The organism is Arthrobacter sp. S39 (assembly GCF_004320525.1).
Lineage (GTDB): Bacteria > Actinomycetota > Actinomycetes > Actinomycetales > Micrococcaceae > Arthrobacter.
In genome coordinates, this window is sequence record NZ_SIHX01000003.1 from 166,471 (window position 1) to 179,631 (window position 13,161).

At 67.1% G+C, this 13,161-nt stretch carries 13 protein-coding genes and 2 riboswitches; of the genes, 4 read left to right on the top strand and 9 right to left on the bottom strand.

The window, feature by feature from the left end:
* The first annotated feature begins 13 nt into the window (after window positions 1-13).
* Window positions 14-508, top strand: coding sequence for a hypothetical protein (locus tag EYS21_RS07340; protein WP_131132547.1), 495 nt, complete (start codon window positions 14-16; stop codon window positions 506-508).
* Between the two features lie 31 nt (window positions 509-539).
* Here the strand turns inward: EYS21_RS07340 and EYS21_RS07345 are convergent, their stop codons facing one another.
* Window positions 540-1,655: a homoserine O-acetyltransferase gene (locus EYS21_RS07345; RefSeq protein ID WP_207307709.1), complete on the bottom strand. Its 1,116-nt coding sequence runs from the start codon at window positions 1,653-1,655 to the stop codon at window positions 540-542.
* A 12-nt stretch (window positions 1,656-1,667) separates the two neighbouring features.
* Window positions 1,668-1,783: riboswitch (SAM riboswitch) on the bottom strand.
* A gap of 91 nt (window positions 1,784-1,874) precedes the next feature.
* Window positions 1,875-3,194: a bifunctional o-acetylhomoserine/o-acetylserine sulfhydrylase gene (locus EYS21_RS07350; RefSeq protein ID WP_131132548.1), complete on the bottom strand. Its 1,320-nt coding sequence runs from the start codon at window positions 3,192-3,194 to the stop codon at window positions 1,875-1,877.
* Window positions 3,195-3,238: 44 nt separating this feature from the next.
* A riboswitch (SAM riboswitch) is annotated at window positions 3,239-3,354 on the bottom strand.
* Between the two features lie 170 nt (window positions 3,355-3,524).
* Between EYS21_RS07350 and EYS21_RS07355 the strand changes: the two genes are divergently transcribed.
* Window positions 3,525-4,163 carry a VOC family protein gene (locus EYS21_RS07355; protein ID WP_131132549.1) on the top strand — a complete coding sequence of 213 codons (639 nt, stop codon included), beginning with the start codon at window positions 3,525-3,527 and terminating at the stop codon, window positions 4,161-4,163.
* Window positions 4,164-4,266: 103 nt separating this feature from the next.
* On the opposite strand, the gene EYS21_RS07360 is transcribed toward EYS21_RS07355, so the two are convergent.
* Complete coding sequence (locus EYS21_RS07360) at window positions 4,267-5,043, bottom strand: CPBP family intramembrane glutamic endopeptidase (RefSeq protein WP_131132550.1); 777 nt, start codon at window positions 5,041-5,043, stop codon at window positions 4,267-4,269.
* Window positions 5,044-5,127: 84 nt separating this feature from the next.
* Here EYS21_RS07360 and EYS21_RS07365 point away from each other — a divergent pair, with 84 nt between their 5' ends.
* Window positions 5,128-5,808 carry a histidine phosphatase family protein gene (locus tag EYS21_RS07365; protein ID WP_131132551.1) on the top strand — a complete coding sequence of 227 codons (681 nt, stop codon included), beginning with the start codon at window positions 5,128-5,130 and terminating at the stop codon, window positions 5,806-5,808.
* An 8-nt stretch (window positions 5,809-5,816) separates the two neighbouring features.
* Here EYS21_RS07365 and EYS21_RS07370 read toward each other — a convergent pair whose 3' ends face one another.
* From EYS21_RS07370 to tdh, 5 genes are all read right to left on the bottom strand, one after another.
* A complete protein-coding gene (locus tag EYS21_RS07370; protein ID WP_131132552.1) occupies window positions 5,817-6,605 on the bottom strand; it encodes a DeoR/GlpR family DNA-binding transcription regulator in 789 nt (262 codons plus the stop codon).
* A gap of 95 nt (window positions 6,606-6,700) precedes the next feature.
* Window positions 6,701-7,912, bottom strand: a complete 1,212-nt coding sequence (gene hutI / locus EYS21_RS07375) for an imidazolonepropionase (RefSeq protein ID WP_131132553.1) — start codon at window positions 7,910-7,912, stop codon at window positions 6,701-6,703.
* Window positions 7,913-7,923: 11 nt separating this feature from the next.
* A complete protein-coding gene (locus EYS21_RS07380) occupies window positions 7,924-9,039 on the bottom strand; it encodes an FAD-dependent oxidoreductase (RefSeq protein ID WP_131132554.1) in 1,116 nt (371 codons plus the stop codon).
* Between the two features lie 114 nt (window positions 9,040-9,153).
* Window positions 9,154-10,350, bottom strand: coding sequence for a glycine C-acetyltransferase (locus EYS21_RS07385; protein ID WP_131132555.1), 1,197 nt, complete (start codon window positions 10,348-10,350; stop codon window positions 9,154-9,156).
* An 8-nt stretch (window positions 10,351-10,358) separates the two neighbouring features.
* Window positions 10,359-11,405: an L-threonine 3-dehydrogenase gene (gene tdh / locus EYS21_RS07390; protein WP_131132556.1), complete on the bottom strand. Its 1,047-nt coding sequence runs from the start codon at window positions 11,403-11,405 to the stop codon at window positions 10,359-10,361.
* Between the two features lie 138 nt (window positions 11,406-11,543).
* Between tdh and EYS21_RS07395 the strand changes: the two genes are divergently transcribed.
* Window positions 11,544-12,464, top strand: coding sequence for a LysR family transcriptional regulator (locus EYS21_RS07395; protein WP_131132557.1), 921 nt, complete (start codon window positions 11,544-11,546; stop codon window positions 12,462-12,464).
* A gap of 44 nt (window positions 12,465-12,508) precedes the next feature.
* On the opposite strand, the gene EYS21_RS07400 is transcribed toward EYS21_RS07395, so the two are convergent.
* On the bottom strand, window positions 12,509-13,093 hold the full coding sequence (locus tag EYS21_RS07400) for a hypothetical protein (RefSeq protein ID WP_131132558.1): 585 nt from the start codon (window positions 13,091-13,093) through the stop codon (window positions 12,509-12,511).
* Between the last annotated feature and the right edge of the window lie 68 nt (window positions 13,094-13,161).

Genomic DNA, 13,161 nt, shown 5'->3' on the forward strand with positions numbered 1-13,161 from the left:
GAGGCGCTACACCGTGAACAGCTTGTTCTTCTGGATCATCATTCTGTCGTTCCTGATTCCGATGGCGATGCGGATGTACCGGAAATCCGTCAACAAGCGGAACCAGGAACAGAGCTTCTCCGGACGCTACCCTGACCAGTTTCCCGGCGGCGGCCAGTTCCCCGGGCCGCAGAGCCGGCAGCCGCGTGACGGCTACACCCAGCAGGACTATATGGGCGGCGGGTTCCGCCAGCTCGACGGACCGCAGCCCCTGCCGCCCAGCCAGCCGCTGCCGCCCATGATGCCCGTTCCGCCCGCGGACCAGCAGTTCCCGCCGTACGGCCAGCCTGCGCCGGGCCGGGCAGCGGAAGCACCGCAGCAGCCGGCTGCCCCCGCAACTCCCCCGCCGCCGTCGGCCCCGCAGGGCTTCCGTGCCCGCAAACTCGCGGAACTGGACCAGCGGTACAGCAACGGCGAGATGGCCGTGGACGAGTACATGAAACGGCGCTCCGAAATCATGGACGGCTGACCAGCCTGGACAATCCGGCCGGGCAACCCGGTCAGACCAGGAACGTCTTCCGGAGCTGGCTGCCCAGCTGGCCGATCTCGGTCAGGAAGCCGTCGTGGCCGATGGGTGCTTCAATGACGTGGACATCCACGTCGCCGGGAAGTGCCGCGGCCAGTTCGTAGGACTGCGACGGGAAATAGAGCCGGTCCGAGTCCACCGCGGCCACGAAGAACCTGGCGGTCGCCCGGGCGAGGGTTTCACCGAGGGAACCCCTGCCGCGGCAGACGTCGTGGCTCATGAGCGCCTCGGTGATGGCGATGTAGCTGTTAGCATCAAAACGGCTGACGAGCTTGCTGCCCTGGTGGTCCAGGTAGCTCTCCACCTGGTAGCGGCCCCGGTCCCCCAGCGCGGCTGCCTGCAGCGGCGTTTCGGGTGCCTGGGCCGACCGGCCGAACCGGCCGTCGAATTCCTGGGCTGACCGGTAGGTGATGTGGGCGATCCGCCGCGCCAGGGCCAGCCCGCCTTCAGGGAAGGGTCCGCCGTAGTAGTCGCCGTCGTTGAAGTTGGCGTCCTGGCGGATGGCGAGGGTCTGGGCCTGGGCGAAGGCGATCTGCTCGGCGGTGCTGGCGGCGCCGACGGAGATCACTGCACAGCGTTCCACCCGGTCCGGGTAGGTCACGGCCCATTCCAGGGCGCGGGCTCCGCCCATGGACCCGCCCAGCACGGCGTACCAGCTGCCGATGCCCAACTGGTCCGCGAGGCGGGCCTCGGCGGCGGTGCTGTCACGCAGGGTCACCAGCGGGAAGCGTGAGCCCCACGGCTGCCCGTCCGGGGCGGGCGACGACGGCCCGGTGGAGCCGTAACAGCCGCCCACAATGTTGATGGACACCACAAAGAACCTGTCCGTGTCCACCGGCGCGCCCGGGCCGGCCAGCTGCTCCCACCAGCCGGGCTCGTCGCTGTCACCGCGTGTCACGTGCGTGCTGCCGGTCAGGGCGTGCTCAATGAGGACGGCGTTGGAGCCGTCCTCATTGAGCGTTCCCCACGTTTCATAGGCGAGCGTGACGTCGGGCAGGTAACCGCCCGCTTCGAGTTCAAGTCCGCCAATGCCGGCGTAACGGACCACGCCGTTTTCGGGTACTGCTGTACGGGAGACGGTAATCGTCATGTGAAGGCCTTTTCTACGCGCTTGCCCGCCGTCAAGTGACCGGCAGGCCAGGTCTTCACCCGGGGCACCCCACCGCGGAAGGAGGGTTGCCGGCCAGCAAGCCGGGGCTGTCGCTGGCACTCATGACCTCCTTCGAGTGTACGAAACCGCCCCCGTGTATGGCTAAGAGTGTGACTGGTTTGTGACTCCCCGAGGCTGGGCGGGTCCGGACCGGTGTCCTTACTGCGCCGCCTTGGCTGCCCGGAATCCGGCTTCCAGGTCGGCCAGGATGTCATCAATGTGTTCGATCCCCACGGACAGCCGCACCAGGCCCGGCGTCACGCCCGCAACCGCCTGCTGCTCCGCGGAGAGCTGGCTGTGCGTGGTCGACGCCGGGTGGATGACCAGGGAGCGCACGTCACCGATGTTCGCCACGTGGCTGTGCAGCTCCAGGGCATCCACAAAGCGTTTCCCCGCTTCGGCCCCGCCGGCCAGGTTGAAGGCCACCACCGCGCCGGTGCCCAACGGCCCGTATTTGCGTCCGCGCCCGTACCAGGGGCTTGACGGGAGCCCGGCATAGGCGACCGATTCGACGTCGTCACGGGCCTCCAGCCACTGCGCCACGGCGACGGCGTTGGCAACGTGCCGTTCCACCCGCAGGCTCAGCGTCTCCAGGCCTTGTGCGATCAGGAAGGCGTTGAAGGGAGAGACTGCGGAGCCAAGGTCACGGAGCAACTGGACCCGGGCCTTGAGGATGTAGGAGAGGTTGGCGCCGAGGGCCCCGCCGGCGCCAAGGTCGCGGGCGTAGACCAGGCCGTTGTAGGTGGGGTCGGGGGTGTTGAAGCCGGGGAACCGTTCCGGGTCGTTGCCGAAGTCGAAGTTGCCCGAGTCCACGATCACCCCGGCGATGGCCGAGCCGTGCCCGCCAAGATATTTGGTGGCGGAGTGGACCACGACGTCGGCGCCCCACTCCAGCGGACGGATCAGGTAGGGGGTGGAGAGCGTGTTGTCGACGATCAGCGGCACCCCGGCCTCGTGCGCTGCCTGGGACACTCCTTCAATATCGAGCACGTCCTGGCGCGGGTTGGACACCACCTCGGCGAAGAACAGCTTGGTGTTGGGCTGGACGGCGTCCCGCCAGTGGTCCAGGTTGTCCGGGTCCGCCACGAAGGTCACGGAGATGCCGAACTTCTTCAGCGTGTGGGCGAGCAGGTTGTACGTGCCGCCGTAGAGGCTGGGGCTGGCCACCACATGGTCCCCTGCCTCGGCGATGTTCAGGATGGCGAAGGTTTCGGCTGCCTGCCCCGAACTCAGGAGCAGGGCCGCGAGCCCGCCCTCAAGGCTGGCGATCCGCTGTTCAACGGCATCCTGGGTGGGGTTGCCGATGCGGGTGTAGATCGGCGCCAGCTCTGCGAGCGCGAAGCGGTTGGCGGCGCTTTCGGCACTGGGGAAGACGAACGACGTCGTCTGGTAGATCGGGAGCGCACGCGCCCCTGTGGCGCTGTCCGGCTCCTGTCCGGCGTGGATCTGGCGGGTTTCAAAAGACCATCCGTTGGACATTCAAGGCTCCTTTGACGTGGGCCCGGGCATGCTGGGAGCACCACGGGCCGCGCTTGCTGTCCGGCCGTTGCCGGACAGCCAGGTCCTCACCCGGGGCACCCCACCGCGGAAGGAGGGTTGCCGGCCAGCGAGCCGGGGCTTGGCGCTGGCGCTCATGACCTGCGTTCAGTGTAGGAAGCTGTCATCGGCGTGCAACAGCATTGTGACGAACATGGTCAACGGGCGGCTTTCAAGGGGCCGCGGAAGGGCCGATGTCCACTCGTGACGTACCCAAAGTAGGTAAGGATACCCTTAGCTGAGAGCCGGATCACAAAGTGCCAAGATGAGGGCATGCGCATGGATCACGTCTCTTACGCCTGTGAACACGATGGCCTGGCTGCCACCACCGAACGTATTTCGTCCGCCCTCGGCGTCGAAGCCGTGAAGGGTGGAGTGCACCCCCGTTTCGGAACCCGGAACATGATCATCCCGCTCGCCGGGCACAAATATCTGGAAGTAGTCGAGGTGCTTGACCACCCGGCATCGGACAAGGCGCCGTTCGGACAGGCAGTCCGTGCCCGGTCCGCGGCCGGCGGCGGCTGGATGGGCTGGTGCGTCGAAGTGGACGACCTCGCCCCGTTCGAAGAACGCCTGGGCCGGTCCGCCGTCAACGGCAACCGCAAGTTCCCGGACGGCCGCGAACTGGTCTGGAAGCAGATCGGCATCCTGGGCCTGATCGCGGACCCGCAGGTGCCGTACATGCTCAAGTGGGAAGGCGATCCCGCCCTCCACCCGTCCAACGCCTACGACAGCAACGTCAAGATGTCCTGCCTGACCATTGCCGGTTCGGCAGCACGGGTGACCGAATGGCTGGGCGAGCCGGTGGAGAAGCCGCTGGAGGACGTCGCCGTTGACTGGGTGGCTCCGCACGGAACCCCCGGCATCCTGTCCGTCACATTCGAAACCGCCTCCGGAGCAGTCACCATCTGACCGCTTCGTCAATACTTCGGCCGCCATCAGCGGGTGCCAACGATGCCACCCACCGATGGCGGCCGAATCCCTTTAATCCGGGCCTGGCCCAGGTAACCCGGCCCTACCCCAGGCCGACGGCCTTGCCAAACAGGCTGAAGCCAACGAACGCCACGATGTCCAGCAGGGCGTGTGCAACCACCAGCGGCATCACCCGACGGGTCTTGGTGTACAGCCAGGCGAAGACCACCCCCATGACGGCGTTGCCGATAAACGGGCCAAAGCCCTGGTAGAGGTGGTAGCTGCCGCGCAGCAGGGAACTGGCGAAGATCGCCAGCGGCATGCTCCAGCCGAACTTCCCAAAGCGGTCCAGCAGATACCCCACCACGATCACCTCCTCCACCACGGCATGGCGCACCGCGGACAGGATCAGGACGGGTACGGTCCACCAGTATGAATCGAGTGCGCTGGGGATGATGGCCGTGGTGATTCCCAGCGCCCTGCCCGCAGCGTAGAGGCCCAGCGACGGAATGCCGATGAGCGCAGCCAGCCCCAGCCCCTGCAGCAGGTCACGGCCCGGCCGGGCGAAGTCGAAGCCGAGCTTCCGGAACGCGGAGCCGCCCTGCGGTGCCCCCGGCGTGGACTGCCGGTGCTCGGTGAGGAAGTAGATGACCAGCAGCACTGGAACCAGCGCAAAGATGATGTCCAGTAACTGGTAGGTCAGGTCAAAGTATTCCCGGCTGCTCTGCGAACGGTTCAGCGTGGAGGTGCCTTCGGCCAGCGGGGCACGGGTCATCTTGTCCAGCAGCTGCACCACTGAATAGACGGCCGACTGTCCCAGGGACAGGCCCAGGACAATCCATACTTCGAGCCGCAGCCGACGGCGGGAGGGAACCAGCATGTTCCCATCTTGCCTGCAGTTTCTGGTTCTTTCCTGATTTGGGCCGCCCGGCAGTGCATGGCCCAGGACTTATGCTTGGGGCTTATGAGCGCGCCAGGGAAAATCATCATGATCCGGCATGGCCAGTCCATGGCCAACGCGGACACGTCCATCTACAACCGCGTGCCCGACTACCGCATCCCGCTGACTCCCCTGGGCGTGGAACAGGCCGCGGCGGCCGGCGAAAGGATCCGGCGGGAGCTGGACGGCCGCCAGGTGTGCGTCTACGTGTCGCCGTACCTGCGGGCGTACCAGACGCTGGAGGCGCTCAACCTCGGCAGCCTCACGGAACGGGTGATCGAAGAGCCCCGGCTCCGCGAACAGGACTGGGCCAACTTCCAGATCAGCGGGGAGATCGAGGACCAGAAGGAACTCCGCAACGCCTACGGCCACTTCTTCTACCGCTTCCGCGAAGGTGAGTCCGGCTCCGACGTCTACGACCGGATCTCCTCTTTTATGGAAACCCTCTACCGGCACTGGTCCAAACCGGACTATGCCCCCAATACCCTGCTGGTGACCCACGGGCTGACGATGCGGCTGTTCTGCATGCGCTGGTTCCACTGGTCCGTGGAGTACTTTGAGTCCCTCAACAACCCGGACAACGCCGCCGTGCGGACGCTGGTGCGCACTGACGCGGAGAAGTACGAGCTGGACATCCCGTTCAGCCAGTGGGTGGACCGGCGGGTGGACGAGACCGTCCTGGACGCCCCGCCCATGGTGTTCTAGAGGTGTATTTAGTGCGGCGCCACAATCACTTCGGTGCCGTTGGCCTCGAACGCGGCCTTGTCCTCGGCTGAAATCCCGGCGTCCGTGATGAGGCGGGTGAAGTCATACCCGTCCATCGTGGCAAAGGCCCGGATACCCACCTTGGACGAATCCGCCAGCACGTAGGAGACCCGCGCCCGGCTGGCCAGCAGCGCGTTCACGGAAGCCTCGCCTTCCCCGGTATTGGTGGGACCAACCTCGGGGTCGATGCCGTTCACCCCGATGAACGCGATATCCAGGACCACCTTCTGCATGATGATGTCCGTATACGGCCCGACCAGTTCGTAGGACCGCGGATTCAGGATGCCTCCGGTCACCATGACCTTGATGTTGGGCCGCACGGCCAGCTGCGAGGCGATGTTGATGGCGTTGGTGACCACCGTCAGGGTGGGCTGGTTGGCCGGGGCGTTGAGGTCTTCGCGGGTTGCGAGGATCTGGGCGAGCGCGGTGCTGGTGGTGCCGCCGCAGAGGCCGATCACGGCCCCGGGCCAAATCAGGGCTGAAGCGGCCTGGGCAATCTCTTCCTTGGCTTCGGCGTGGTCGTCGCGGTTGTAGCGCCCGGGCAGGTCGTAGGCGAGGGCGCCGGTGGTGGCTCCGCCCCGCGTGCGGGTCAGCAGCCGCCGCTTGGCCAGGCTGTCAAGGTCGCGGCGGGCAGTTGCGGGCGACACCGCAAGCTGGGAGACGATCTCCTCGACCTCCACTTGGCCGGTTTTGGCGAGGATGTCCAGGATGGCCGTCAGGCGGTCGGTACGGGTCATGGGGGCCTCTCAGCGATCAAACCGTCACCAGATAATGACGTTTTATGATCATATCAGACCAAATCGATCACTAAACGTCAGAATGAGAGCCGAGACTAACGTGCCCGCACACCTGCCCGCCACACAGCGTACGTGAGCGGCATGCCCGGGCGGTAGGCGAGGTGGGTGGCGGACGGCGCGTTGAGCACGTGTACGTCGGCCCGGTGCCCGACGGCGAGCGAACCCACCGCCCGTTCGCCGTCGGCGTCGTTCCCGGTGTCCCGGTGCAGCGCCAGCGCGCCGCCGTACGTTGCGGCCCGGACCGCCTCATGGACGCTAAGCCGCATCTGGAGCACGGCCGTGGATACGCAGAAGGCCATGGAACTGGTGTAGGAGGTGCCGGGGTTGCAGTTGGAGGCCAGGGCAAGCTGCACCCCGGCATCAAGCAAAGCACGTCCCGGTGCCAGCGGCTGGCGGGTGGAGAGGTCGCACGCCGGAAGGCAGGTGGCCACGGTTCCCCGGGCGCCGGTGCCCGTTGCGGGATCCCAGCCGGACCAGCTTCCGGCCAGCGCGGCCACGTCCTGGCCGGACAGGTAGTTGACGTGGTCCACGCTCGCCGCACCCAGGTCCACCGCCAGCTGCACGCCGGGGCCCTCGCCGAGCTGGTTGCCGTGGACGCGGATGCCCAGGCCGGCGTCCCGGCAGGCCTGAAGCACGCGGCGGGACTGCTCAGCGGTGAAGGCACCTTCCTCGCAGAACACGTCAGCCCAGCGGACATAAGGGCGGACCGCGTCCAGCATGGGCCCGCACACGAGGTCGGTGTAGGCACCGGCATCGGAGCCGGCGGGAACCAGGTGGGCGCCGAGGTAGGTGACTTCGTCGGCTACCGTGGAGGCGATCCGGGCGCTGCGGGCCTCGTGCTCGGTGTCCAGCCCGTAGCCGGTCTTGGTTTCGAGGTACGTGGTGCCCTGCGATACGGCCTCGGAGACCCGCGCCATGGCCAGCCTGGTGAGGTCGAAATCGGACGTGCGCCGGGTGGCGTCCACCGTCACGGCGATTCCGCCGGCCGCATACGCCTCCCCCGCCATCCGGGCTTCGAACTCGGCGGTACGGTCCCCCGCGAAGACCAGGTGCGTATGGGAATCAACCCAGCCGGGCAGCACCGCGCGGCCGCCGGCGTCCACGGCGTCGTCGGCAGCCGGTGCAGAGGCTGCGGGGCCGAGCCAGGCGATGCGTTCCCCGTCGATCAACATGGCCGCGTTTTTCAGGACCCGGTGGTCCAGGTCCTGGGTCATCAGTTCGGCGATATTGGTGATCAGTGTGCTCATGAGACCATTCTTCAGCGCCGGATGGACCAGCGCGTGGCGGCCAGCGCCTCCGCTGTCCGGAATGCCGGACTGTCCGCGGTGCCGCCCTGCGCGGCACCGTGCCCTGCAAGGATCTGCGCGGCTGCGAGTTCGGCCATCGCCGCCGAGGTCTGGAACCCGTAACCGCCCTGCCCGGCGAGCCAGTAGAACCCGGGCGCCTCGGCGTCGAACCCGGCCACCGGGACGCCGTCGGCAGCTTCGGTCCGGAGCCCGGTCCAGGCAGTGCGGATGCCGCGGATCCCTAAGGTGGTCACCTGGTTGAGCTTCGCGATCAGGCGCTCGACGTCGCCGGGCCGCGGCCTGGCGTCCTCCGGCGCGCTGGGGACCGTTTCCGACGGCGAGATCAGCACGTCGGTGCCCTCGCGGCGGAAGTAGAACGTGTTGTCCGCTGCCGCCACCATGGGACTGCGCCCGGGCAGCGGATGTTCGACGTCGACAATCGCCGCGGTGCGCCGGTAGGGCTGCAGTCCGAGCTTCTCCACGCCGCTGATGACGGCGAGCTCGTCGGCCCAGGCGCCGGCGGCGTTGACCAGGACCCCGGCCTGGAAGGCCTCCTGCCCGGCACCGATTTCCCATCCTGTGCCCAGCCGCTGGGCGGAGTACACCCGGGCACCGGTGATGATGTCGGTGCCGGCGGCTTCCGCCCGCTGCCGGTGGTCGGCCAGCAGCAGCGGGGCGTCGCAGCCGAAGGATCCGGTGTCCAGGCCGGCGGCGGAAAAGGAGTCCGGCGCCAGCGCGGGGCACAGCTCATGCGCCTCAGCAACGGAGATGGCGCGCATGTGGCCGCTGGCCTCTGCGCGGACGGACTCTTCCGTGCCGATGAGCATAAAGCTGCGCGGAGACAGGACCGGCCGGGGCAGTTCAGCGTCCCGCCCGGCTATCAGTTCCAGCGTCCGGACCGTCAGTTCCTGGACGACGGCGGGACCGTAGCTGGGGATCAGCTGCCGGGCCGAGCGGGAGGACGTGTGGTACGCCAGCTCCTGCTCCGCCTCCACCAGCGCCACCCTGCAGCTGCCGGCGAGCGCGGAAGCCAGGGACAGTCCGGCAATGCCGCCGCCGACAATCAGGACATCGTAATGAGCTGCCATGGCTCCATCCTTGCAGAGTTGACCTGCGGCCGAGTTCCTGCTGGTTTCGACAGGCTCAACCACCGGTGGTTGAGCCTGTCGAAACCGCGATGTTGCTGGGTTGCGGAGCGAGCTTTAGCCGGCTACCGCGGCGCGGCTGGCGACGAACGCACCCACGCACGCTTCGACGTCGTCCGCTGAGTGTGAGGCCGAAAGCTGCACCCGGATCCGGGCGGCCCCGCGGGGGACCACCGGGAAGCTGAAGGCAGTCACGAAGACACCGTGCTGGAGCATCTGGTCGGCCACTTTGGCGGCCATCACGGCATCCCCGAACATCACGGGAACAATCGCGTGTTCGCCGTCCAGGAGTTCAAAGCCTTCCTCGGTCATCCGGCGGCGGAACAGCCGGGCGTTTTCGAACAGCCGGGTCCGCAGGTCACCGGAGTTCTCCACCAGGTCCAGCGCCTTAATGGTGGCGGCGACGATCGCGGGGGCGAGGGAGTTCGAGAAAAGGTACGGGCGTGCTTTCTGGCGGAGCATGGCCACCACTTCGCTGCGGCCGGAGACGTAGCCGCCGGACGCCCCGCCGAGGGCCTTGCCGAACGTCCCGGTGTAGATGTCCACGCGGGAGGACACGCCTGCATGTTCGGGGGTGCCGGCCCCGGTGGCGCCCATGAATCCGACGGCGTGGGAGTCATCCACCATCACCAGGGCGTCGTGCTTCTCGGCGAGGTCGCAGATGGCCTCCAGCGGCGCGAGGTAGCCGTCCATGGAGAACACGCCGTCGGTGACGATGATCTTGCGCCGGGCATCCGTCGCTTCAACGAGCTTGGCTTCGAGGTCCGCCATGTCCTGGTTGGCGTAGCGGAAGCGCTGGGCCTTGCAGAGACGGATTCCATCGATGATGGAGGCGTGGTTGAGGGCGTCGGAGATGATGGCATCCTCCGGCCCGAAGAGGGATTCGAAGACCCCTCCGTTGGCGTCGAAGCAGCTGGAGAACAGGATGGTGTCCTCGGTCCCGAGGAACCTGGACACGCGGGCCTCCAACTCCAGGTGCAGGTCCTGGGTGCCGCAGATGAAGCGGACGCTGGCCATGCCGAAGCCGCGGGTGTCCATGGCTTCCTTGGCTGCGGCGATGATGTCCGGGTGGTCCGCGAGGCCCAGGTAGTTGTTGGCGCAGAAGTTCAGGACCGTGGAGCCCGGCTGGCCGATCTGCCCGGCGGTGACGTGGCTGGACTGCGGGGAGTTGATGCTCCGTTCGGTCTTGAAGAGCCCGGCGGTGCGGATGTCGTCCAGCTCTGACTGCAGCTGGTCCTTGATGGCGGTGTACATGGTGCTCCTTAGAGTTCGGTCCAGTCGAGGACAACTTTTCCGCCGACGCCGGCGCGGGCAATGTCAAAGCCTTTTTCCCACTCTGCGGCGGGGAGCCTGTCCGTGACCACGGCAGAGATGCCGGCGTGGAGTACGGGGTTGGAGGACAGCATGGCGCTCATGGCGTACCAGGTTTCGTACATTTCCCGGCCGTAGATGCCCTTCAGGGTCAGCATGTGCGTGACCACCTTGCCCCAGTCGATGGTGATGTCCTGGCTGGGCAGGCCGAGCATGGCGATGCGGCCGCCGTGGTTCATGTTCTCGATCATCTCGGGCAGCGCCGTGGGGTGGCCCGACATTTCCATTCCGATGTCGAAGCCCTCGCGCATGCCGAGTTCACGCTGGGCATCCCTGACGCGGGTGGTGGACACGTCGATGGCCAGGTCCACGCCCAGCCGGCGGGCCAGATCCAGGCGCGGCTGTGAGACGTCGGTGATGGCGATTTTCCGCGCGCCGGCATGGCGGGCCACAGCTATGGCCATCAGACCGATGGGGCCGGCACCGGTGATCAGGACGTCCTCGCCCACCAGCGGAAAACTGAGGGCGGTGTGCACGGCGTTGCCGAACGGATCGAAGATGGCTCCGAGCTCCGGGGTGATGGAGGGATCGTGGTGGACCCAGACGTTGGTCTCGGGGATGACCACGTACTCGGCGAAGGCGCCGTCCCGCTGCACGCCCACGCTCACGGTGTGGATGCACATGTGCCGGCGGCCGGCGCGGCAGTTCCGGCAGATCCCGCAGACCACATGGCCTTCGCCGGACACCCGGTCCCCCACTTTGACGTCCCGGACGTCTTCGCCGGTTTCCACCACTTCGCCAAAGAATTCGTGGCCGGCGATCAGCGGCGCCTCGATAATGCCCTGCGCCCAGGAGTCCCAGGACTGGATGTGCAGGTCGGTTCCGCAGATGCCGGTGGTGAGGACGCGGATCTTGACGTCGGTGGGGCCCGCTTCGGGTTCCGGGCGGTCAACCAGTTCGAACCCGGCGTGTGCGCCGGACTTGTAGAGCGCCTTCATTGGCTTCCTCACTTCAGGGCGGCCGCCTCGCGTGACGCGGGCGGAGATCTTCCTTCATTAGAGCCACTTCGAAGCATTAGCACAAGCAGTATTTTCTCAATCGACGATGAAGTATTTGCTTAGGCGTAGACTGGGCGGATGGAAATTCACCAGCTGGAAATCCTCCGCGAGCTCGGAGCCCTGGGCAGCGTCAAAGCCGTGGCCGAGACGCTGATGGTCACGCCCTCCGCCGTGTCCCAGCAGCTGTCCCTGCTGCAGCGCAACGTCGAGGTTCCGCTGACGCGGAAGGAGGGCCGGAACCTGGTGCTCACCGAAGCCGGCCAGGTCCTCGCCGACGCCGGTGCCGCCGTCGTCAGCGCCATGGCGGATGCCCGGACGGCGATCGGCGCCTATCACGGGTCCCCGGTGGCGCCGGTGACGGTCAGCGGGTTCCACAGCGCGGGCCAGGCGCTGTTCGCGCCGCTTGCGCGGATGCTGGACGCGCCGGGCCAGCCGAAGATCCAGCTCTCCGACGAAGACGTGGCGCAGCATGATTTTCCCGCGCTGACGGCCCGGTACGACCTCGTGCTGGCGCACCGCATGGACCACAGTCCGCGGTGGCCGGCGGAGCGGGTGGCCGTGATCCCGCTGGCGCACGAACCGCTGGATGTTGCCCTGCCGGCGGACCACCGCCTGGCCGGCCAGGACACGGTCAGCGCGGCCGACGTCGTGGGTGAAGCCTGGGTGACCAGCCACACCGGCTACTCCCCCGCGGACGTCCTGTCCGCCGTCGCGGCCGTTTCCAGCAAGGAACTGAACATCGTCCACCGGATCAACGACTACTCCACCGTGGCCGCGCTGGTGGCGGCGGGCGGGGTGGTGGGCCTGCTGCCGCGCCATACGGCGCGGCCGGTACTGAATCCGGGTATTGTGCTCCGGCCGCTTGAGGGCATCAGCACCCGGCGGCGCATCGATATCCTGGCACGCCCGGAGAACCTGAAGCGCCGCTCGGTGATGATTGTGTGCGAGGCGCTGCAGGCGATCATGACCGGGCTGGTGGAACAGGGCCCAACTGAGTAGCAGTAGATGTCGTTATGAGGGCTCAAACCGACACTTGCTGCTACCTACTTTGTGGATGGCCTGCCGTGGCCGTGTGCTTTGGCGTGGCCCTTGCCCAGGCCTTTTCCGAGGCCCAGTCCCGGACCCGTCCCAGCGCCCTCGACGACCTTTTTCGCGGTGACCGTATCGCCGTTCTTGACGCCGGAGACCCTGACCGTCTCTCCCGTGGCGATCTCCGCGATGGTGGCATCTGTTGGCTTCAGCCGCTTGCCGTCGTCGCCCTTTGCCGGTGTTCCGTCAGCGGCCGGGGCGGGGAACTTGATGACCTTGGTCTCCGCTTTGACTGCATAAGTCTGCGTGAAGCCGTCCTCGCTTTTCACCGTGACCGAGGTTTCGCTCACTGACTCCACGGTGCCTTGCTGGCTCAGGACCGTTTCGAACGTCCCGTCCGCCTTCTTCACCACGCTCTCGCTGTGGAGGTGCTGCGGGCGCTGGGCTTTGTCCGATTTTCCGGGGGCGGACTCCGAGGGAGACGGCGACGGCGAGTCCGTGGCGGACCAGGCGATCGCGACGCCCGTGCCGGTCAGGGCCAGTGCCACCACACCGGCCAGCAGTGCTTTGCGGATTCTCAACGGTTCCCGGACCGACATGGCCATTCCTCCCACTGCGCAGACAGGGCACCTGTGCCCTGGATCTTCAGTGTAGAACCGCGAACCGC